Below are 23128 nucleotides of genomic sequence, written 5' to 3'. Positions count from 1 at the left end.
ATAAATCATTTTTTGATTGTTGTCTTAATAGTTTATTACCCGGATTAAAGGAAATGAAACATATCTGTTCAGTAACAAAAAAATATTCTACTATATTAATTTAGAGGTTTATCAAAGAGAGCTGGCAAATACTATAAGCAGGAATAATCAATTCATATGAAGAATGGGTATATTTGTGAATTTTTCCTTAGTAAGAAAGGGGTTAACATCATGCTGACTATCATCAAAAACGGGGAAATCTATTCTCCTGATTATCTAGGACAGAAGGACATATTAATAGCTGATTCTAAAATTGCTTTTATAGAAGATCAGATTGAAGTACCGGAAGGATTTGTCGAAATACAAGTAATTGATGCAGCGGGGAAGCTGATCGTTCCCGGGTTTATTGATTCACATGTTCACATAATCGGCGGCGGCGGAGAAGGAAGCTACAGAACTAGAACACCGGAAATACAGCTGACTGATGCCACTTTATCCGGTATAACTACATTAATTGGAGTCATCGGTACCGATGGGACAACGCGGACAATGCCAAGCTTGATTGCCAAGGCAAGGGCGCTCGAAGAAGAAGGCATTACCTGTTATGTACAGACGGGATCGTATCAGGTTCCTGTAAAGACTCTGACTGGAAAAATAGAGGATGATATTATTCTGGTTGATAAGATTATCGGCGTTGGAGAAATTGCTATCTCGGATCATCGATCATCACAGCCGACTGCCCAGGAGCTCGCCAAGATTGCTTCAGCAGCCAGAATAGGAGGCATGCTTTCAGGTAAAGCAGGTATTGTCAATATACATATAGGCGATAGTTTTGATCACTTTAAGCTTATTGAAGAAGTCGTAGAGACGACTGATCTGCCCCTCAGACAATTTTATCCGACTCATGTTAACCGAAACTCCCACTTATTCCGGGAAGCTATCCGTTTTGCCCGAAAAGGCGGCTATGTAGATTTCACCACAAGTACAATCGCGAAATTTCTTGAAGAAGGAGAGGTCAAATGCAGTAAAGGCCTAAAAATTATGCTCGATGAGGATGTAGAGATCAGCAGGATCACTTTTACCTCAGACGGCCAGGCCAGCCTCCCTGAATTTGACGAGAGCGGAATGCTGCGGGGTCTTCAGATCGGTAAATGTTCTTCGCTGTATAAAGAAGTAAGGGATGCCATATTGACCGAGAACATACCTGTAGAAAAAGCAATAAAGGTAATAACAGAAAATCCCGCGGACATTTTAGGCTTGAGTCATAAGGGGAAAATTACTCCCGGTAACGATGCCGACTTAGTGTTCCTGGATAAAGGGACTTTGAAGATTGACTCTGTTGTAGCAATGGGAAAGCTGATGGTTTACGAAGGAACTCCACGAGTCAAAGGGACATTTGAAGAATAAGAGTATCTGCTGCTCAGTTCTTTTTAAAAAATGAAGGCTCTTTTCTAAAAGGTTGTTGTTTTTTATAAGTTCTGTGAACAAACCCTATTGTTAAACAGGTTGATTGGAACGTAAGGTGCGAGACTCCTCGATCCGGCTCCAAGCTGAGACACTCGAGTCATAAGCCAATCCGTCTATGGGAAGAAAAGCACTCCCCACAGCCAGCTCGTCTTATGCTTGGCTAACGCACGATGCACAGGATGTGCGAGCCAGGCGGGGCCACAGGACGTGGCCGTTCAAGCGTGGTAAGTGCGACTAAGCTTCTGTCTTCACTGTCGGTTCGCCAATCAGCAAGTCTTCTTTATCGTGTCTCTGCCTGCCAATGTTGTTAAGTATTTTATATTTATTAAATCAACATTGAGCTTTAAAATATCAAATGAATGGCAGGCACCGCTTTCCGCCTTTTTTGCGCGGGAGCAGCGGGACTGGTGAGACCCTATAGGGGAAACCGAGGAGGCTCAGCGCCCACCACCCCTAAGGTCCGCGAGCAACCTCACGTTCCAATCAACCCCTTGTTCAATAACAACAAAGTTTACGAAAACAGCCAAAATGAAGGAAGGAAGCATATGAGTAAAACTTTTTCTGTTTTTAAAAATCCGTTGTATACCAAACTGTTTTTAGCGAATTTCACTTCACAAATGGGAAGCGTGATCAGTGTTTCTGCCTTTATGTTTTATCTCCTGGATCGGTTTAGCGATAATCCTTCTTATGCTTCAGTTGCGGAACTGATGTATTCCCTGCCAGTCCTTGCTGTCTTCTTTTTGGTAGGTGTAATGGCAGATCGAATGGACAGGAGGAAAATAGCCGAAAACTGTGATTGGATTTGTTTTGGATTGACACTGTGTTTGATGGCAGCCATAAAGATCGATGTTATGCCGTTGATTTTTCTTATGCTGTTTTTGATCAGCGGGGTGCAAAAGTTTTTTGCCCCGGCGCAGTCTGGTATTATCCAGGGTGTCCTGACAAAGGATGATTACACAGCAGCGGCAGGATTGAATCAGATGGTATCAAGTATATTTATGCTCGTTGGTAATGGACTGGGGATTTTTTTGTACTGGAACATAGGAATATATGGAGCTATGACCGCAAATGCCATTAGTTTTGCGATCAGCGCTCTGTTAATTAGATCATGCCATATACCTGAAAAAGTCAGAATGCCAAACGGCAGCCATTCACTAAAAGACCTTGATATCAAACTCGTGGTTAATGACTTTAAGCTTGGGATGAAATACATATTGAATGATAAGCTCTTACTCTCTTTGTTGAGCGGCTTCTGTATTTTTGGTCTCGTTAATGGCGGATTTTCAGTCATGCCAATTTTTATCATGAAATATAAATTGGCCCCAGACCATTATGAAGAGTATTCCGTAATCCTTGGGATTGTTTTTGGCAGCGGCGTGCTGTTAGGAAGTGTGATTGCTTCTTCAATTGTAAGGAAAATAAAACTGTTCCACTGTTTGATTGCGGGTCTTTTCTTTTCAGGCTTTTTTGTTGTCCTTTCATCTTTTGCAGAGAACACAATTTGGTTCTTTACTGCATTGTTCTGCGCGTCTTTGGCGCTGCCGTTTTGCAATATTGCCATAGGCGGATGGATGCCGACCATTGTTGATCCTAAAATGATGGGCAGAGTTCAAGGCTGGATTACTCCGTTGATGATGCTTGCTCAATCTTTGATGCTTGGCTTTATTTCGTTATCATTCCCATCCTTCTTAACCATAGAGAGTCTTTATTGGATTGTTGGCGGAGCATTAATGTTTGTCAGTTTTCTATATTTATATTTAGTACCGAAGTATACGGATGAAGTGTCGTTGAAATCGGCTAAACAAAAGGCCGTTTAAAGCCTATTTCTGTTCTTGAAAATATTTCCTATCATTGCTTCGAAACCTTCTGCATACATTAACTGCATGAGAATGGCTAGGTGTTCTAAGAATTTTCTAAAAATATTAAATTGACAAATATTTCTTTTAATAGTAAAGTACTCACAGAAGATACCACTAAATTAGAATGGAGGGCTGCGTTATGACTTATCACAAATCACAAGGATTTAATTGTATTGCCATATTGACACGCAGCCGCTGTTTTAGGTTTTTTAGCCTCTCCATTTCTGAAGGTTAACTTACCGAGATCTTGCGCAGGCTGCGGATACACCGCGCGTGCGCTTTTATTATGCTTTCAACCAAAGTATAAGGGCTCCCGCATTACGCGAGGAGTCTTTTTATTTGGCTGTTTCGTAAACTTTGTGGCTATTGGACAAGAAGTTGATTTCCACTCCAGGCGCTTGCTTTCCGCGGGGCGGGCGGTGAGCCTCCTCGGCTTTGCCTGTGGGGTCTTACCTGTCCCGCTAATCCCGGTCTCGCACCTTACGCTCCATTCAACCTAGTTTAACAATGAAATCACCTCAGAACTCATTAAAAAACAACAATCTTTTAGAAAAGAGCCTTTTATTTTCAGACTATGTGAAAGTTCATTGTTGATTTTCGTATTAAATTGAATGCGGCGAAGGCGCGAGTCTTCTGTGGGAAAAATGGTCAAGAGAGTGCCTGTAACGACAATTAACAGGCATGTTTAAAACAGAGTCGTTGGTAAAGAAGATATTTTTATAACCCGGGTATAAGAGCTTACAAGCTCTTTCCAATAAACAAATGTGGAGGTAAAAAAAATGGCAAATTCAAAACACTTACTACTAATTGGAGCGGCGGATCCGGATAGCGGCTAGTGAGGAACAAGGTGAAAATTTGAATTCAGGAGGCCCTTTTAAATGCTGTCTATTTATAAGAAATTGGCATGGTTTTTTAAAAAACATTGGCTTAGATATACAATAGCCATTACGTTATTGTGTGTAGTAAATATCATGGAGGTACTACCGCCGAGATTAGTCGGCCTTGCCATTGATGATATTCATGAAGGCACGCTCACGAATTTTGGAATTCTCAAATATATCTCGTGGCTGGCAGGCATTGCCCTGGCGGTTTATGCACTTTGTTACGTCTGGATGTATCAGCTTTTTGGCGGCGCGTTCATTCTGGAGAAAAGAATGAGATCGCAGCTAATGAACCACTTGCTGAAGATGACCCCTTCGTTTTTTGAGAAGAACCGGACGGGCGATTTGATGGCCAGAGCGACTAATGACTTAAAAGCTGTCTCAGTGACCGCTGGTTTTGGGATTTTAACATTAACAGATGCCTTAATGTTTACGGCCACAATCATTGGTACAATGTGCATTTTGATTGATTGGAAGCTTACACTTGCAGCCATTGTGCCGCTACCCATTATGGCGTGGATTATGAATATATACGGGAGTCGGATTCATAAACGCTTTACTTCTGCACAGGATGCTTTTGGGGAGATGAATGACCATGTACTGGAATCCGTTTCAGGTGTACGGGTGATTCGTGCGTATGTACAGGAAAGAGCGGATGAGAAGCGGTTTGGGGAAATGACAGAAGATGTATTCCATAAAAACCTTGAAGTGGCTAAAATTGATTCGTTATTCGATCCAACCATAAAAATACTTGTCGGATTAAGCTACTTGATTGGGCTCAGTTATGGTGCTTACCAAGTCTTTAATCAGCAGCTGACGATGGGTGAACTTGTATCGTTCAATGTATACCTCGGGATGCTGATCTGGCCCATGTTTGCTATAGGCGAGCTTATCAATATTATGCAGCGGGGAAATGCATCGCTTGACCGGGTTACCGAGACTCTCTCCTATCAAGAGGATGTTAAAAACGGAGATGTTATAGAGAAAGTAAATATACCCGAAGAAATTAATTTTCGCCATGTTTCTTTCACTTATCCTTCTTCAAACCATCATAACTTGGAGGAAATTTCACTTAGAATTGAAAAGGGCCAGACAATAGGAATAGTTGGAAAAACAGGCAGCGGCAAAACGACTCTGATTAAGCAGCTGCTAAGGGAGTATCCCCTTGGGGAAGGCACTATTTCTATTTCAGACGTACCTCTGGACCAACAAGATATTAGTACAGTAAGAAGCTGGCTCGGATATGTGCCGCAGGATAACTTCTTATTTTCAAGAACCATCAAGGAAAACATTCTCTTCGGTAATCCGCAGGCAGGTGAAAAGGAACTGTGGGAGGCGATCCGCTTTGCTGACTTCAATAAAGATCTTGCTAATCTGCCACAAGGGCTGGACACTCTTGTCGGGGAAAAAGGAGTGGCTTTATCCGGGGGGCAGAAACAGAGGATTTCGATTGCAAGAGCATTGATCAGGAACCCTGAAATTTTAATTTTGGATGACTCGCTTTCAGCAGTAGATGCAAAAACAGAGACTACGATCATTGATAATATACGAAAAGGCCGAAGCGGCAAAACAACAATCATTACTACACACCGGCTGTCCGCGGTTCAGCATGCAGATTGGATTCTGGTCCTGGATGCTGGACGAATTGTAGAGGAAGGCTGCCATCCTGAACTCCTCGGCATCGATGGATGGTATAAAGAACAATTCGAAAGACAGCAGGTGGAGGAAGGATCGGAGGTGATTGCGTAATGGTAGGCAAACGTTTATATCAGTACGCAGCACTATACAAAAAAATCATCTGGGCTGCGCTTGTGATGCTCACGATATCCGTAACTGCAGACCTTGCCGGCCCATTTATCGCTAAACGTGTGATTGACTCGCATATCCTTGGTATAGAGTCGACCTGGTATGGATCTGCAAAGGGAAGAGACACAATAGAATATAACGATCAATTTTACAAAAGAGGAGCTTATTTCAAAGACGGGGAGCAAAAAGGGAAGCAGGTCTCCATCCTTCAGATTGGGAGGAAATTTGTGTTTATTGATCGAGCTGTTTCAAAAGAAGGAAAGCGTTCGTTAACGGACAATGTCGTGACCATCAAGAATAAGCAGGGAACCCAATCTTACAAGGCAGACATTTTAACAAAAAGGGAACTCATGGATTTCTATGAACCAGAAATCCCCCGGATTTTAAAGCTGGCAGCTTTTTACTTTGGACTGCTGGTCGTTGCTGCTATTTTCCAATATGGGCAGAGGTATAACTTACAGAAAGCAGCGAATCGAATTATCCAGAAAATGAGAAGAGATTTATTCTCTCACATTCAGACGCTGCATATCTCTTATTACGATAACCTGCCAGCAGGAAAAGTAGTTTCCAGGATCACCAACGATACAGAAGCCATTAAGGAATTGTATGTAGCGGTACTCGCTAATTTCTTCTCAAGTATTATCAATATCATTGGAATCTTTATTGCGGTTTTCATTCTTTCGCCAAAACTATCGGCGCTATGTTTATTGCTCGTCCCAATTATGGTGATATGGACACTTGTTTATCGGAAGTTCGCATCCAAATACAATCATGTGATCAGGTCAAGAGTGAGCGATATCAATGCGACCATAAATGAATCAATACAGGGCATGACAGTAATTCAAGCATTCAACAGGGAACAAGAGACGGTTAAAGGGTTTGAAAAGTTAAATGAAGAGCATTTTCATTATCAAAATAAAATGTTGAGCTTGAACTCTTTAACGGGTCATAACTTAGTAAATATTTTACGAAATATTACATTTGTAGCGTTTATCTGGTACTTCGGCAAGGAATCATTGAATCTAAATTCGGTGATTTCACTCGGTATGCTGTATGCGTTAGTGGATTATATTAACCGTTTGTTCCATCCTATTTCTGGGATTGTAAACCAATTTGCAAATCTTGAGCAGGCTCTTGTGGCTGGAGAAAGAGTATTCCAGCTGCTGGATGAAAAGGGCACACTAGTGAGTGACGAAAAAATTACCCGGTACAAAGGAAACGTTGAATTCAATAATGTCTCATTTGGGTACAAGGAAGGCGAATATGTCCTCAAAGATATCAGCTTCAAAGCCAGCCAGGGAGAAACGGTGGCTCTTGTGGGGCATACTGGTTCCGGAAAAAGTTCCATTATGAATCTATTGTTCAGATTTTATGATTCCAGCAAAGGTGCCATAACCATTGATGGAAGGAATGTAAAGGACATTCCTTACCAGACTTTAAGGGAACATATGGGGATCGTTCTTCAGGATCCATACCTTTTTACAGGAACGATTGCTTCAAATGTCAGTTTAAATGATCCAAGAATCTCGGCAGAAACCATAGAAAAAGCGCTGAGAGATGTGGGTGCTGATCAAGTCCTGACTCACCTTGAAAAGGGAATTGATACGCCTGTCATAGAAAAAGGAAGCACATTGTCTTCAGGCCAGCGCCAGCTCATATCATTTGCCAGAGCGCTTGCTTTTAATCCGGCTATTCTGATACTGGATGAAGCAACATCCAGCATAGATACGGAAACGGAGGCCGTGATCCAGGAAGCCATGGAGGTCCTGAAGAAGGGAAGAACAACCTTCATCATTGCACACAGACTATCAACGATTAAAAATGCTGATCAAATATTAGTGCTCGACAAAGGCGAAGTCGCAGAAAAAGGCAGTCATGAAGAGCTTATGAACTTAAGAGGCAGATATTATCAAATGTATCAGCTGCAGCAGGGAATCCAGCAGAATAGAGCAGGATAAAAGAGGGATGTTCCAGGTTTTACTACGCCTGGAACATTCTTTTTTTTATGGCTCTTTTCTAAAAGATTATTTTGTATATAATTTTCTAATCCTCTCAATCGGCAGACACTCCTGTATAAATAAAACAGGAAGGAACAGGCTAATAATAGTATACCCTGGGTAAAAGCTCACGTCCGCATTTGCCCGGAATGTGGATGGCAGGAGGTTGAATCATGGGTTATTTAGAGGCTGTATTCCGGGTTGTCTGCTCCTTTCTTGTATTAATGGTATTAACCAGAATGATGGGCAAAAAGGAAATAAGCCAATTAAATATCTATACATTTGTAACCGCTATTACAATAGGGAATATTGCGGCGTCTTTATCTTCTAATGAAAATATAGAGATCGATAAGGGTATTTTCGTTCTAATCGGATGGGCGATACTAACCATATTAATAGGTTTTATAAGTGCAAAATCAAAAAGAGCAAGACAGGTCATTGTAGGAGAAGCCTCTATCATTATTCATCAGGGAAGAATTATGGAACAAGCACTCCAGAAAACTGGCCTGGATATGGATACACTGGAGGGAATGCTCCGCGAACAAAAGGTGTTCTCATTGAGTGAGGTTGAATATGCCATCTTAGAAATAGATGGAAAGTTATCTGTGAAGACAAAGGAAGATAAAAAAAGAAGTCCGAATACGAGAAAAAAAAACCCGATGTTCCCTATACCAGTCGGAGTCATTTATGAGGGGGAAATAGATGAACCTTCTCTTGAACACCATAACCTGACTTCAAAATGGCTGATGGAACAGCTGAAAAGGGCCGGTGTTTTGAATATAGGAAATATATTTTACGCAGAAATACAATCTGATGGATCTCTTTATATAGATTACAAAGAAGATCATTCATTGAGGTAAAGTCTTACATATTTTTAATAGCGGGCCTGAAAAGAAGCTGGTCCTATGTTACAGATTGATCAATTAAACAGATGTAAATAAGGAATTTAAGCAAACTATTATATTTCCGTTGGGACCGCAGAGTTAAAAATTGAAAATTGAGGGAAAAGAAGAGAGAAACATTAGTTGGGAGGCGGAACAGATGGAGTTTAGAATTGAGAAAGATACAATGGGAGAAGTTAACGTTCCTGCTGACAAATTTTGGGGAGCACAAACAGAGAGAAGCAGGAACAATTTTAAAATAGGTATCGAAAAAATGCCCATGCCTTTAATCTATGCGTACGCACGAGTAAAAAAAGCTGCTGCTAATGTGAACGCAGAATTAGGTCACTTGAGCCCGGTTAAAGAAAAAGCGATTGTTGATGTGTGTGATGCCATATTAGCAGGGAAATATGATGATCAATTCCCTCTCTCGGTATGGCAGACGGGAAGCGGTACACAAACAAATATGAATGTTAATGAAGTGATTGCCAACAGAGCTAACCATCTTCTTTTGCAAAATGAAAGCAATGAGAAAGTACATCCTAATGACGATGTGAATATGTCCCAAAGCTCTAATGATTCATTTCCAACGGCCATGCATGTCGCAGCTTTTCTGTCTGTCAGCGAAGATTTGTTACCTGCTATAAGGGAATTATCTGATACCTTAAAAGCAAAAGAGAAACAGTATTCCAATTTGTTGAAAATTGGACGAACACATCTGCAGGACGCTACACCGCTGACTTTAGGCCAGGAAATAAGCGGATGGAACGCAATGCTTCAGAGAAGCGGTCAAATGATCAAAGAAAGCAGTAATCATCTCTTGCAGCTGGCTATCGGAGGTACGGCAGTCGGTTCGGGAATTAATGCCCATCCCGATTTCGGAAGAAAAACAGCAGGCTTTCTCGCAAAAGATACTGGTTACCCCTTTCAAGCAAGTTCTAACACCTTCCATGCGCTAACCAGCCATGATGAATTGGTTCATGTCCATGGCGCCGTTAAAGGGCTGGCGGCGGATATGATGAAGATTGCCAATGATGTAAGGTGGCTTGCAAGCGGACCGCGCTGCGGCATAGGCGAAATCACAATTCCGGCAAATGAGCCAGGAAGCTCCATTATGCCAGGGAAAGTGAACCCAACCCAAAGTGAAGCCGTCACAATGGCCGCAGTTCAAATATTTGGGAATGACGCAGCGATTGGCTTTGCCTCCAGCCAGGGTAATTTTGAACTGAATGTATTTAAACCGGTTATTATCTATAATTTCCTGCAGTCAATTCGCTTATTAGCTGACAGTATCCGCTCCTTCAATGAACATTGTATGAAAGGCATGACAGCCAACCCTGAGAAAATCAATGAAAATCTCAATCGCTCACTGATGCTGGTTACAGCGCTAAATCCACATATTGGCTATGAAAAGGCAGCTGAAATTGCAAAGTATGCTTTTAGTGAAAACTTAACTCTGAAGGAAGCAGCGCTGCAGTTAAATTATGTAACAGAGCAGCAGTTTGATGAATGGGTAGACCCAGAAAAAATGGTTACTAAAAGATAGGTTTTGCCCCTAATTAATTACAATAATCAGAATGGCAAATTATTAGTGGCCGTGGCTGAGGTTCACACATATTCCTCTGCTTACACAATAATACTACTTAAGGAGCGGCTGCTAAAAGGAGGATACATGATGGCTATGTGCCCATACTGCAATGGATTAGACAAACTTGAAGCACTTTGTTCCGTGTGCGGGAATACCATGGAGGATTCGGGGAAGGTTTCAGATTATCTGGATCCTTACGGACATTATAATGATGAAGAAACAGTAAAGCTGGGGGATGGATTTCCAAATACTTCAAAGGATGATATCTGCCCGCATTTATTATCGTGCCTGTCATGCGGCCATGATCAAGTCGTATTTATAGAGGAATGAGACCGATCAATATGTAAAAGGATCTCGACTATTCATTTCGCCATAAATAAAAAAAGAGAGCCGGTTTTTTGACCGGCTCTCTTTTCAGGCGAATTAGCTAGTGCGTTAGGCACTAGCTAATTCGCCGCTGTTCTTATACAGTAACCGTCTGGTGCTGCGGACGGATGCGTGATTCACTTTCTTTATCAAAGAAGTGAACTTTGTTCATGTCAAGAGCAAGCTCCAGATTGTCTCCTGCTTTTACGATTGTACGTGCATCTACGCGGGCAACGATGTCCTGGCCGCCGATTTGCGAGTAAAGCATGAATTCTGCACCCATTAATTCTGCTACTTCAATATGTGCAGTAATAACTGAGTCGCTTGATTCAATGAAGATTGGCTCGTCATGAAGATCCTCAGGACGGATTCCAAGAATTAATTCTTTTCCTTCATAACCTTGTTCACGAAGTACTTTAAGTTTGCCTTCCGGTACAGTTACAGAAACATCACCGATTACGAATTTGCCATTTTTAAGTGTTCCATTCAGGAAGTTCATCGCTGGAGATCCGATAAAGCCGCCTACGAATACATTTTCAGGGTTTTCGTATACTTCTTTCGGTGATCCAACCTGCTGGATGATTCCGTCCTTCATAACTACTAGTCTAGTAGCCATTGTCATCGCTTCTGTCTGATCGTGTGTTACATAGATCGTAGTCGTTTCTAAACGCTTATGAAGCTTAGCGATTTCAGCGCGCATCTGAACACGCAATTTAGCATCAAGGTTGGAAAGCGGCTCATCCATTAGGAAGACCTTAGCGTCACGAACGATTGCACGTCCTAAAGCAACACGCTGGCGCTGACCGCCAGAAAGAGCTTTAGGCTTTCGATCAAGGTATGCATCCAGTCCAAGAATTCTTGACGCATCTTTAACTCTGCGGTCGATTTCTTCTTTCGGCATTTTTCTCAGCTTAAGGCCGAATGCCATATTATCATATACCGTCATGTGAGGATAAAGGGCATAGTTCTGGAAAACCATTGCAATGTCACGATCTTTAGGAGGTACATCATTAACTAGTCTTCCATCAATGTAGAACTCGCCTTTGGAGATTTCTTCAAGGCCGGCAATCATGCGGAGAGTAGTAGATTTACCACAGCCAGAAGGGCCGACAAATACGATGAATTCTTTATCTTGAATGTGTAAATTGAAGTCTTCTACTGCCGTCACTTTATTATCATATACTTTATAAATATGGTCTAAACGTAATTCTGCCATTAAGAAAACCTCCTGAAATCTAATGTTTCTTTTATTTGATTTCATTGTACGGAATATTTTAATAAAAGAATATGTCACTCTGCACAAAATGAACAGGCACCTTTTTGTGCAGGGTGCCTATTTTGTTGAAAGCGCTATTATGATTAATAGATAAACGGTTAGTGCATCCTCAAATCCACGTATATCTAAACCTGTTTTTTCAACGAATTTATCAATACGATATTGAAGGCTGTTTCTATGCATGAACAGCTTTTTGGCAGCAAGGCTTGCATTGGAGCTGCATTCTATATAAGTTTTAATGGTTGAGATCATTTCCTGGTCGTCAAAGAATTCACCTAGCAGGTGGGAAGTAAACCATTCCTGATACTGCTGTACAAGTCCACGGGCCAACAAAAACGGGAATGTACTTGATAGGTTCTGCAGTCGATTTTCAGGAGAATACTGCTCACCAATTGAAAAACTTTTTTCCTCTATCATATACTGTTCAGGCAGATCCTCGCCTATCGGGAAGAATGAACCGATAAATAAACGGAATTGGATAAAGAAATCGCTTTCCAAGGCTGCAAGAACCGGCTCGAGTTCATTCTTTTTCAAGGATTCAATCGACCGAGGCTCTATCAGGACACCTTTTTCCGGTGTATTCCAGATGATGATAGAATCGGAAGGGAACAGAGTAAGAAATGCCTCTTCGGCTTCCTGCTGAGAGGTTTCTCTGCTTAGCACTGTGAAGAAAATAAACCGGACATGCTCCCAGGAGGTAACCGGGGCTATCGAAGAAGTCTTGTTTATAAACTTTCTCCATTGTTCCTTTTCAGTTAAAGGGAGATCTGCTCCCCTGGAATCGCCAACTGGATACAATACCTGTAATAGGGCCGACTCTTCTTCCGTAAGGTCATCCTTAGGAATACCTATGATTTCTTTATCGGAAACCTTTATATACAAATGGTCGCTTGAGTAAGGAATATTCTGTTGTTGTAAGAACGCATTCGGGTATTTTTGTTTAAGCTTATCAATCATACGCCAGCCCCACTTTCGGGATTCTATTCATAAACATGGTATAACATTAATTCATGGATGTAACTTTCAATATTTGCAGCGTTTTCCAAATCTGGAGCTTCTAAAAGCCACTCAATACGTCCATTAGAATGATAAATACCTGAATAAGGACGCTGCTTATAAAAGAAATTGATTTTCCAGCCGGGTATTTCCGAGTTTGAAAATAAACGTTCGTATGTAAAATGCGAAATCATGCTTATCCCCTCCAAATTAAGTATAATTCATCAGCGTTTTAATAGTCCATGGGGTTAATAAGGAAACAAGCGGAAAACGCTCTTAAGAGGAGAAAAGTATTTCGGGGTATATTAGCTGTATAGTCAACATAATGTTAAGAAGCGCAATTCTGCTGAATAATTACTTCAAAAGGAGGTTAGGTAGCTTTCATTGGCATAATGATATCATTCGTGGTAAGTTAACGTGGTAGTTTAAGAGCATATTTGATTTATTACAGGGTATGATAGCAATTATGCATAAAAGAAGAAACTCGAAACAAGGAGGAACTATATTAATGAGCTCAAATTTATATGATGCGGCTTACCAACTCGAAAGAGCAATCCGTCAAAGCCAGGAATTTACTGCTTTAAAAACCAGTTTTGCAGAATTAAATGCAGATCCTGGCGCCAAAAACATGTTTGAGAATTTCCGTCAGGTGCAAATGAGCATTCAGCAGAAACAAATGATGGGGCAGGACATATCCCAGGAAGAAATACAACAGGCTCAAAAAACGGTTGCCTTAGTCCAGCAGAACCACAAGATATCAAAGCTCATGGAAGCAGAACAGAGAATGAGCATGATCGTAGGCGAATTGAACAAAATCATCCTAAAGCCACTGGATGAAATGTATGGTCCCGCTGACCAGATGTAATAGATGTGCAAGCCCTCTGGGAATCAAATTCCTTGAGGGCTTTTTTGTTTCACACCTCATGCTGATATATATCGAGGGCCTGACAGTTCTAGGATGATGCTTTTCGTCATAAAAATCTGGTAAGGACATAACAGATGGGAGAGATCATCATGGTGTATCGATTATTAGCCGTTAATATAGATGGAACCCTGCTTCATTCCAACAGCCGATTGCACAAAACAACCAAAGAAGCAATTGAATATGTTCATCAGAAAGGAGTCTATGTGGCCCTCGTCACATCCAGGAATTTTGCATCTGCTAGGAAGGTTGCAAAGGCACTTAAAATAAAGCCGCACATCGTTGCCCATCAAGGAGCCTATGTGGGAGCATTTGATAAACCCATTTTAATAAAAAGAATATCTGAAGAACTAACTCTGGAACTAGTCAAACTATCAGAGGTTTCATCAAGCCAGATTAAGCTGTACCATGAAAAATATATGATCGGGAACCGGGTGAATCTGCCTGAAAACTTAATTGGGAAAGCCTCCTTCTATAAAAACGAACCGTTTTTTTATGCCCATCAATATGTAGATATATTAAGTGAAACGCTTGCGGCCCATCCCGCCGCACCGCCTAAAATAGATGTGATTTGTGAAACCGAGGGCGAGCTGAAGGATCTGACAAAGGCCCTCGGAACGATGTACGATGAAGTAGATACGATCCAAATCAATGAAAATAAATTCACCATCGTTCCAGAGGGTGTGTCTAAATGGGATGGTTTAAGATATCTGGCCCAGCATTTTACTATAAAGCCACATGAGATCGTTGCAATAGGGGACGGTTCAGATGATGTGGAAATGATTGAGCGGGCAGGCCTTGGAGTAGCCATGGGGAATGCCGTGCAGGAACTAAAGCTGGCTGCGGACTGGCAGAGCAGGACAAATGACCAGCTGGGAGTGGCATACACAGTGAAAGAACTCTTCAGGAGACAGCAGCAGATAGAGCATGGGGTGAGTAGAGATCTTAAAGTGAATAAGTAAGTGGAATGGGACGGGTATGTTACGAGACCCGGGGGAGAAGGTAAGAACCAAGCGGTGGTAATCATAAATTTACGGGTGGTAAGATAGACCCGAGCGATAAGCGTAGATCGCGGCTGATAAGTATGAGCCGAATAGTATGGTAAGCATAAGGCATGAGCATGATCTCGGGATAAGCATAAGACCAAAATGATAAGCATAAACTGCCGCTAATAAGCATAAGGCCAAAATGTTAAGCATAACTCCTGTACTATAAGCATAGAAAATAAACAGTTAAGCATAAAACCCAGGAACCTAAGCATAAAGCAGCGAAACATAAGCATAAAGTAGCCAAACATAAGCATAAAACCTTGAAAGTGAAGCATAAGCTTAGTAATTTGGGTTCGGTCCCTTGTGACTGAACCCTTTTTGATTCAGCATTGACCGGTAAACAGGTATTTTGTACACTTATAGCAGCCGTTTTCCAAAATTCATTCAAAAAATATAAAATCTAATAATAAACTATAGAAAAACCAGGGTGAATAAAATTGTACATTCAAATTAGTGGAATTGAAGATGAAAGGCTGATCAGGCCATTCACAAATATAGCGAATTTATTCTTTGAGGAATCAAAGGTTTCTTTCACTGCTGCCGAAAACCCTGACTTCCTGGCTGAATTTAATATAAAAGGGACACTTACAGGAACTGTTTCGCTGACAGATGTTAAGGAAGGCAGTAATTATCAGGCAGATATTACTGGAACCATTCCTTCAGGCAGTACGGATAAAGAGATTTTTAAGCAGCTTAAGGACTCTTATTGCAAGGCTTATTTAACTGTGCTGCAGGAAGCAACCGGAGTAGTCCAAAAATGGGGAATCCTAACAGGTATCCGTCCTACAAAGCTCCTGCATAAAAAAATGCAGGAAGGAATACCGGAGAAACAGGCCCATCAGGATTTGCTGGAGAATTATTTAATCTCACCGCAAAAAATAGATCTTATGCAAAAAATAGTAGACCGCCAGCTTAGTGTGGTCCCAGATCTTTACTCCCTGCAAAACGAAGTGAGCATCTATATCGGAATTCCTTTCTGTCCTACAAAATGTGCCTATTGTACATTTCCCGCATACGCCATCAATGGCAGACAAGGTTCTGTCCATTCGTTCTTAGGCGGGCTTCATTACGAAATGCGTGAGATAGGAAAATGGTTAAAAGAGAACCAAATCAAAATCACAACCGTTTATTACGGCGGGGGAACCCCGACAAGCATTACCGCAGAAGAAATGGACATGCTCTACGAAGAGATGTATGAGTCTTTTCCAGACGTTAAAACCATTAGAGAAATAACAGTGGAAGCGGGCCGTCCAGATACAATAACGCCTGAAAAATTAGAGGTTTTGAATAAGTGGAATATCGACCGCATCAGTATCAATCCTCAATCCTATATCCAGGAAACGTTAAAAGCGATCGGTAGGCACCATACAGTCGAAGAGACCATTGAAAAATATAAGCTGGCAAGAGAATGGAACATGAACAATATAAATATGGATTTAATTATTGGCCTGCCTGGCGAAGGGACTAAGGAATTTGCTTACACCTTAAGTGAGACAGCAAAGTTAATGCCCGAGTCCTTGACTGTTCATACTCTTTCCTTCAAGAGAGCGTCAGAAATGACCAGGAATAAGCAAAAGTACCAAGTGGCTTCTAGGCCAGAAGTAGAAAAAATGATGGAAATGGCTGAAGAATGGACCGCAGAACAAGGTTATACTCCATACTACTTATACCGCCAGAAAAATATTCTTGGAAACTTAGAGAATGTAGGATACTCCATTCCAGGTCAAGAAAGCATCTATAATATCATGATCATGGAAGAAATGCAGACTATTATTGGTTTAGGGTGTGGAGCAGCGAGCAAATTTGTTCATCCGCAGACAGGAAAAATAGTACAATTCGCAAATCCAAAAGATCCTAAATCCTATAATGATAGTTTTGAAAATTATACCTTACAAAAAATAGCACTGCTTGAGGAAACCTTTTCAATAAATAAAACAGTAAGATAGTAAATCAGCTAAAGCCCTTCTACAGGGCTTTTTTTATATGCATGCTCCCAGGGCAGTGGATCGTATCGGGGTAAAACTCCATGCTGCAGGAAGGAATAACGATTATGGGTACAGAACTATATAGTGTATGACTAAAATTTAGGAGGAAAGTACTATGATGAACACTCCTTTGTTGATGACTCAAATGCTAGAACGAGCAGAAAAATATTTTTCGAAGAAACAGGTTATATCACGGACAGAAGGAGGCATCCACAGGTTCACATACAAGGAAATGGCGGCACGAACCAGGAGCTTGGCAAGCTGTTTAAAAGAATTAGGCGTAGAAAAGGGGGACCGTGTTGGGACTCTCGCCTGGAATCATCACCGCCATTTAGAGGCATATTTCGCTGTGCCCTGTTCCGGGGCAGTGCTCCATACGATTAACATACGCCTAGCACCTCAGCAGATCGCATACATTATTAATCATGCGGAAGATAAAGTCCTGTTGATAGATTCTGATCTGCTTCCACTCATCCATGCTATAAAAGACGAACTTCAGACAGTAAAAGCTTTTATTATCATGACAGATAACGAAACACTCCCAGAAACTGACCTCACACCTATTTATCATTACGAAAAGCTTTTAGAGCAAGGTAATCCGATCTTTCAATTTGAACCAGGACTTGACGAAAATGATCCTGCCGGCATGTGTTATACATCAGCAACTACAGGAAATCCAAAAGGTGTGGTATATACCCACCGCGGGATTGTCCTTCACAGTATGGCTCTAGGACTTGCTGACAGTGCTGCCTTAAGTGAAAAAGACGTCGCTATGCCAATTGTGCCGATGTTTCATGTGAATGCATGGGGATTGCCTTTTGCCGGGGTCTGGTTTGGCACAACACAGGTTCTGCCGGGACCTTACTTTACTCCTAAGCTCATTGCTGAGCTGATTCAATCAGAAAAAGTAACCATTTCGGCTGGCGTTCCTACCATCTGGCTCGGACTTCTAAAAGAAATGGAAGAGAATCAATATGACCTAAGCAGCTTAAGAGGTTTAATATGCGGGGGATCAGCTGCACCTAAAGGGATGATCAAAGCCTTTGAGCAAAAATACAACATTCCATTTATGCATGCTTATGGGATGACAGAAACAAGTCCGATTGTCCTGGTTTCCACATTGAAAAGCTATCAGCAGGAATTGCCCGAAGAAGAGATATATGAATTGAAATCGAAACAGGGGGTGCTGGTTCCCTGCCTAGAAATTAAAGTTATGGGTGCAGAAGGTGAAGTGAATCCTGACGGTAAAGAAATGGGAGAACTTTTAATAAGAGGACCATGGATTGCATCTGAATATTATAAGGATGAAAGATCACAGGACGCGTTCAGGGATGGATGGCTTTATACAGGAGATGTAGCCACTATCGATGAAGAGGGTTTTGTAAAGATTGTCGACCGAACAAAAGACCTGATAAAAAGCGGAGGAGAATGGATTTCCTCGGTGGATCTTGAGAACGCCTTAATGGCCCATGAAGCTGTCTTCGAAGCAGCGGTGATTGCTGTGCCTCATGAGCAGTGGCAGGAGCGGCCAGTAGCATGCGTGGTTCTAAAGGAAGCCTTCAAGAATATGGTTTCGAAGGAAGAACTGGTGGAGTTTATTGCACCGCAGTTTGCGAAGTGGTGGCTTCCGGATGATATCATTTTCATGGAGGATATTCCTAAAACATCTGTCGGGAAATTTCTTAAGAGAGAATTAAGAGAACAGGTGACACAGGAACTGTCTAAAAAGTAATACTCATTGTTGAGTTGTGACAAAATTCCTAACTTTTCGTTTATTTTTTTCTATTCATTCCAAACCCATGTATAATGAATTCATATTCATTAATAGGGAGGCATCTAAATGGAAGCGGATACAACAATTCAACCTCTTGTAACAGTCACCTATTCAGGAAGACTGGCTGCTGTGGAACTCAATCGTCCAGAATCTTTTAATGCACTAAATCTAGACTTACTGCAGGAACTGGTCCTTACCCTGAAAGATTTAACGGTAAATGAACAAGTAGATATTGTCGTTTTAAAAGGCAAAGGCAAAGGATTCTGTTCAGGTGGAGATATTAAAGCAATGATTTCTTCATCATCCGATGAACATGAGTTCTTTTCAATGATGGAAGCCATTACTGAACTTTCCATGACCTTGTACTGCATGCCAAAATTAACACTTTGTGCAATCCATGGTGCCGCTGCGGGACTAGGACTGAGCATTGCTCTTGCCTGCGATCACATCATTGCAGATGGTGACAGCAAAATTGCCATGAACTTTATCGGAATAGGGCTTATTCCAGATGGAGGCGGGCATTTCTTCCTGGAACGAAGACTGGGTGAGGTGAAAGCAAAAGAGTTGATATGGGACGGAAAAGTGCTGACTGCCAATGAAGCACTAGAAAAAAATCTGATTCACGAAACCACTGATAACCTGGATGCGGCAGTTGATCAAAAAATCAGTGAATGGCGGCAAAAGCCAGTATCGGCAATGATCAAAACAAAAAAAATACTGGCAGAAATCAACAGACCTAACCTTCTCAAAGTCCTTGAATTAGAAAAAAACGGACAGCTTAGAATGAGACGGACCAAAGACCACCAAGAAGGCATCCAAGCCTTCGTAGAAAAAAGAAAACCAGTATTTAAGGGGAAATAGAAAAGCGGAAAGCGGTGCCTTCCTAAAAAAGATCGGTTTTCAAGCTCCATGAAGAAGAAAATTAATAAAAAGAAACTTAACTCTGAAGGAAGGCAGAGACCCGAACAGCATAAGACGGGCAGGCCGTGGAAAGCGTTTTTCTTTCCATGGACTGATTGGCTTATGACTCGAGGGTCTCAGCTTGCAGCTGGACAAATAGAAAAGCGGAGAACGGTGCTTTTTAAATAGTATTTCTACAAAGCACATTGATGATCCTAAACTATAAAAACAGAAAAAAAGAATAAAAAGCAGACACCTAAAAGGCATAAGAAAAGCGGCAGCGAAAGGCCGCTTTTTGCCTTTTGATGGCGATTGGCTTATGACCGAAGGTGTCAGTTCGGAGCTGGACAAATAGAAAAGCGGAAAGCGATGCCTTCCTAAAAAGATCGGTTTTCAAGCTCCATGAAGAAGAAAATGAATAAAAAGAAACTTAACTCTGAAGGAAGGAAGAGACCCGAACAGCATAAGACGAGCAGGCTGTGGAAAGCGGTGCCTTCCTAAAAAAAGCAATGTAAAAACTCCATGAAGAAGACATAACCAAAAAAATCCGATACTCCATAAGAGTCTCGGACTTTCCTTTTTAACGATGGAATAGTACAAGTTTGCCTGTTGGTGCTGTGCATCGGTGGGTATGTTCCTGGTACCCTTTTTCCTCGAGGCGGCCTGTTCCTAGAGCTTTAGCCTGGTCGTCATTTTCTGCCTGAATGGTTTCGTCCAGCAGTTTTTCTCCGGATACGTCGAAAACGGTTAGTTTGTAATTCTTCATAAAAGAGTCTCCTTGGTATGAAAGTTCTGACTATTCGCTTTAATTCTTACATACCATTTATTTAGTTGTAAAGAATTTATCTACTAAAAAAAGAGACCTTGTGTAATGTTACAAAGTTTAATAACATTATAGGTGGAATAATATTCCTATTTTAAAGATGGAAGGATAGACATATAGGATACTTCCACATAAGGAATCCGGGATTTTTTACCGGTTCCTTAATGAAAAATTAGGGGGAGTAAAATGGTTCTCGAGATTAATAATGTTTCGAAACATTTTGGGGATTTTCAAGCTGTGAAGTCACTGAGTTTTTCGATACCAGAAAGAGAGATGTTTGGATTTCTTGGTGGCAATGGTGCTGGAAAAACCACAACGTTTAGAATGATTCTAGGTTTGCTGAAACCAACGACAGGGGAAATTCTGTGGGATGGGAGGAAAATTGATTATTCAACAAGTCCTTTGATTGGGTACCTGCCGGAAGAAAGGGGATTGTATCCTAAATTAAAGGTCAAGGATCAGATTGTCTACCTTGCACGGTTGAGGGGGATGGACAAGGCTCTTGCTTTAAAAGAACTTGAATATTGGCTTGATCGCTTTAAGGTACCAGAGTATATGAATAAAAAAGTGGAGGAATTGTCAAAGGGTAATCAGCAGAAGATTCAGGTTATTGCCTCCATCATACATAAACCGAAGCTTCTCATTCTGGATGAACCTTTCAGCGGCTTGGACCCAGTTAACGTTGAGCTGCTTAAAAATGCCATTACCGAATTAAAGGAAAAGGGTACGACCATTGTATTCTCAAGCCACAGAATGGAGCATGTGGAAGAGCTTTGTGAAAATCTCTGCATCATGCATAAAGGAAGCCCGGTTGTATTCGGTGCCCTAAAGGAAATCAAACGTTCATTTGGCAAAAAGAATCTTTCTATTCATGCTGATTTTGACCTAAGCTTCCTAAAGGGTTTTCCTGGCGTACTTAAGGCTAAACCGACTTCTGAAGGGATTTCACTTCAGATATCTGGAGAAGAAGCTGCAAAACCGATCTTGCATGATATTGTATCTAAAGGCTTTATCCGTAAATTCGAAATCGAAGAGCCGTCACTTAACGATATTTTCATTGAAAAAGTAGGTGCAGCCTATGAATAAGTTCTGGATCATTTTTTGCCACACGTTTATAACAAAGATCAAAGCCAAATCCTTTATCGTTTCAACCATTATTATGATGGTTTTAGTGCTGGGTGCTACGAATATGTCCAAATTCATTCAGTACTTTGAAGATAAAGAAGGGCCGGAAACGATCAGTGTAGTAGATGAAAGCGGACAATATTACCCGGCACTCAAGCAGCAGCTTTCCGCTCAAAAAGCTGATTTTAAAGTAACGAATGCCGAAAACGAGACAGCAGCCCAGAGTCAGGAGGCCAAGGGAACGATCTCGGGATATCTGCTGATTAAAGCGGATGCACAGGAACTGCCGTCAGGTGTATATAAATCTGAAACTATTTCGGATACAACGGTCAGTTCACAGCTTCAATCGGCCCTTCAGCAGGTAAAAGGTGTATTGGCAACACAAAATTTAAACCTGAAGCAGGAACAGATTGCGTCGTTGTACGAACCTGTTAAGTTTGATATAGTGCCCTTAAAAAAGGATGCTAAAACAGAGGAAGAGCTTAATCAGGCCAGAGGGCTGGTATATATTATTTTGTTTGTGATTTACTTTTCGGTTCTTATGTACGGAAATATGATAGCAATGGAAGTAGCTCAGGAAAAAACTTCAAGAGTCATGGAGATATTAGTTTCCAGTGTTTCGCCTGTACAACAAATGTTTGCAAAAATATTTGGAATCGCTCTGCTTAGCATTTCGCAGCTTGCTTTGTTCTTTTTAGTCGGGTATGCATCATTCAAGAAGAATCTGGAATCTATTAGAGAGACTGGAATTCCATTTTTCAATTTTGACGAGCTTCCGGTAGCTACTATATTTTATGGTATTTTATTTGCGACTCTTGGGTATTTTTTATACGCTACACTCGCTGCATTCCTAGGGTCGCTTGTGAGCAGAGTGGAGGATCTTCAGCAAACCATCGGACCGATGACATGGCTGGTAGTGATTGGATTCACTTTGGCCATCTTTGGGCTTGGCGATCCTGAACTTTCCTTTATTAAAATCATGTCCTTTATTCCTTTCTTCAGCCCTATGCTTATGTTTTTAAGAGTAGGGATGCTGGATATCCCTATGTGGGAAGTGGTGCTTAGTATAGGGCTTCTAATCGGGACGATCATTTTGCTAGCCATCTTTGGAGCCCGGGTCTACAAAGGCGGCGTTCTATTATATGGCAAATCCAGTTCCTTCAAAGATATAAAAAAAGCACTTTCACAAAATTAATTAGGGTCAGGCCAAATTTCCTTACGAAGTTGGGCCTGTCCTTTTTTCTTATGATAAAATATAACTAAGGGGATCTTTTGTTCGTAACCTGACATATTGGCTGGTGAAAAACAGAATTTCAAAAATAATTTACTTGTCTAGCTCCAGTGCCCGGCGACTAGTATACTTCATTCCTTACGGTCAGCCTCTTACGCAAGGCGCTTCCGCATTTCATATTTCCTGTATCTCATGCGGAACGCTCCAATGCATATGCCGCTAT

At 41.3% G+C, this 23128-nt stretch carries 18 protein-coding genes; 14 read left to right on the top strand and 4 right to left on the bottom strand.

Going from position 1 to position 23128, the window contains the following annotated elements; all coding sequences use genetic code 11:
* Positions 1-210 precede the first annotated feature (210 nt).
* From iadA to CUU66_RS03450, 7 genes are all read left to right on the top strand, one after another.
* Positions 211-1386 (top strand): beta-aspartyl-peptidase, encoded by a 1176-nt coding sequence (iadA, locus tag CUU66_RS03485; RefSeq protein WP_101640289.1) that lies wholly within the window; start codon positions 211-213, stop codon positions 1384-1386.
* Positions 1387-1991: 605 nt separating this feature from the next.
* On the top strand, positions 1992-3263 hold the full coding sequence (locus CUU66_RS03480; protein WP_101640288.1) for an MFS transporter: 1272 nt from the start codon (positions 1992-1994) through the stop codon (positions 3261-3263).
* Positions 3264-4183: 920 nt separating this feature from the next.
* Positions 4184-5935, top strand: a complete 1752-nt coding sequence (locus CUU66_RS03470; RefSeq protein ID WP_101640287.1) for an ABC transporter ATP-binding protein — start codon at positions 4184-4186, stop codon at positions 5933-5935.
* Complete coding sequence (locus CUU66_RS03465) at positions 5935-7950, top strand: ABC transporter ATP-binding protein (protein ID WP_101640286.1); 2016 nt, start codon at positions 5935-5937, stop codon at positions 7948-7950. The genes CUU66_RS03470 and CUU66_RS03465 overlap by 1 nt, the downstream gene beginning before the upstream one ends.
* A 212-nt stretch (positions 7951-8162) precedes the next feature.
* Entirely contained in the window at positions 8163-8849 is a 687-nt protein-coding gene (locus tag CUU66_RS03460) for a YetF domain-containing protein (protein ID WP_101640285.1), read from the top strand.
* A gap of 181 nt (positions 8850-9030) precedes the next feature.
* Entirely contained in the window at positions 9031-10416 is a 1386-nt protein-coding gene (gene fumC / locus CUU66_RS03455; RefSeq protein ID WP_101640284.1) for a class II fumarate hydratase, read from the top strand.
* Between the two features lie 129 nt (positions 10417-10545).
* Positions 10546-10788 carry a hypothetical protein gene (locus CUU66_RS03450; RefSeq protein WP_101640283.1) on the top strand — a complete coding sequence of 81 codons (243 nt, stop codon included), beginning with the start codon at positions 10546-10548 and terminating at the stop codon, positions 10786-10788.
* 133 nt (positions 10789-10921) lie between these two features.
* Here the strand turns inward: CUU66_RS03450 and CUU66_RS03445 are convergent, their stop codons facing one another.
* The 3 genes from CUU66_RS03445 to CUU66_RS03435 form a co-directional block, all read right to left on the bottom strand.
* Positions 10922-12040: an ABC transporter ATP-binding protein gene (locus tag CUU66_RS03445; RefSeq protein WP_101640282.1), complete on the bottom strand. Its 1119-nt coding sequence runs from the start codon at positions 12038-12040 to the stop codon at positions 10922-10924.
* A gap of 117 nt (positions 12041-12157) precedes the next feature.
* The gene (locus tag CUU66_RS03440) at positions 12158-13057 is read right to left on the bottom strand and encodes a PucR family transcriptional regulator (RefSeq protein WP_101640281.1); all 900 of its coding nucleotides are present in this window, start codon (positions 13055-13057) and stop codon (positions 12158-12160) included.
* A gap of 23 nt (positions 13058-13080) precedes the next feature.
* Positions 13081-13290 (bottom strand): DUF5342 family protein, encoded by a 210-nt coding sequence (locus tag CUU66_RS03435; protein WP_101640280.1) that lies wholly within the window; start codon positions 13288-13290, stop codon positions 13081-13083.
* A 314-nt stretch (positions 13291-13604) separates the two neighbouring features.
* On the opposite strand from CUU66_RS03435, the gene CUU66_RS03430 reads away from it, so the two are divergent.
* The 5 genes from CUU66_RS03430 to CUU66_RS03410 all read left to right on the top strand — a co-directional run bounded on the left by CUU66_RS03430 (position 13605) and on the right by CUU66_RS03410 (position 19687).
* On the top strand, positions 13605-13961 hold the full coding sequence (locus CUU66_RS03430) for a YlbF family regulator (RefSeq protein WP_101640279.1): 357 nt from the start codon (positions 13605-13607) through the stop codon (positions 13959-13961).
* A gap of 149 nt (positions 13962-14110) precedes the next feature.
* Entirely contained in the window at positions 14111-14980 is an 870-nt protein-coding gene (locus CUU66_RS03425; RefSeq protein WP_101640278.1) for a Cof-type HAD-IIB family hydrolase, read from the top strand.
* Between the two features lie 524 nt (positions 14981-15504).
* Complete coding sequence (locus CUU66_RS03420) at positions 15505-17013, top strand: coproporphyrinogen III oxidase (protein ID WP_101640277.1); 1509 nt, start codon at positions 15505-15507, stop codon at positions 17011-17013.
* Positions 17014-17167: 154 nt separating this feature from the next.
* A complete protein-coding gene (locus CUU66_RS03415; RefSeq protein WP_101640276.1) occupies positions 17168-18784 on the top strand; it encodes a long-chain fatty acid--CoA ligase in 1617 nt (538 codons plus the stop codon).
* Positions 18785-18892: 108 nt separating this feature from the next.
* Complete coding sequence (locus tag CUU66_RS03410; RefSeq protein ID WP_101640275.1) at positions 18893-19687, top strand: enoyl-CoA hydratase; 795 nt, start codon at positions 18893-18895, stop codon at positions 19685-19687.
* A gap of 619 nt (positions 19688-20306) precedes the next feature.
* Here the strand turns inward: CUU66_RS03410 and CUU66_RS03400 are convergent.
* Positions 20307-20492 (bottom strand): YhzD family protein, encoded by a 186-nt coding sequence (locus CUU66_RS03400; RefSeq protein ID WP_101640273.1) that lies wholly within the window; start codon positions 20490-20492, stop codon positions 20307-20309.
* Positions 20493-20735: 243 nt separating this feature from the next.
* Between CUU66_RS03400 and CUU66_RS03395 the strand changes: the two genes are divergently transcribed.
* Together CUU66_RS03395 and CUU66_RS03390 are read left to right on the top strand one after the other, a co-directional pair.
* Positions 20736-21635 (top strand): ABC transporter ATP-binding protein, encoded by a 900-nt coding sequence (locus CUU66_RS03395; protein ID WP_101640272.1) that lies wholly within the window; start codon positions 20736-20738, stop codon positions 21633-21635.
* Positions 21628-22869 carry an ABC transporter permease gene (locus CUU66_RS03390; protein ID WP_101640271.1) on the top strand — a complete coding sequence of 414 codons (1242 nt, stop codon included), beginning with the start codon at positions 21628-21630 and terminating at the stop codon, positions 22867-22869. Before CUU66_RS03395 ends, CUU66_RS03390 begins: the two co-directional genes overlap by 8 nt.
* The last annotated feature ends 259 nt before the right edge of the window (positions 22870-23128 follow it).

Origin of the sequence: Peribacillus deserti (assembly GCF_002863585.1) — a bacterium.
GTDB classification, from domain to species: domain Bacteria; phylum Bacillota; class Bacilli; order Bacillales; family DSM-1321; genus Paraperibacillus; species Paraperibacillus deserti_A.
The sequence above is the reverse complement of the archived record's forward strand: the minus strand, read 5'-3'. Positions and strand labels throughout refer to the sequence as shown.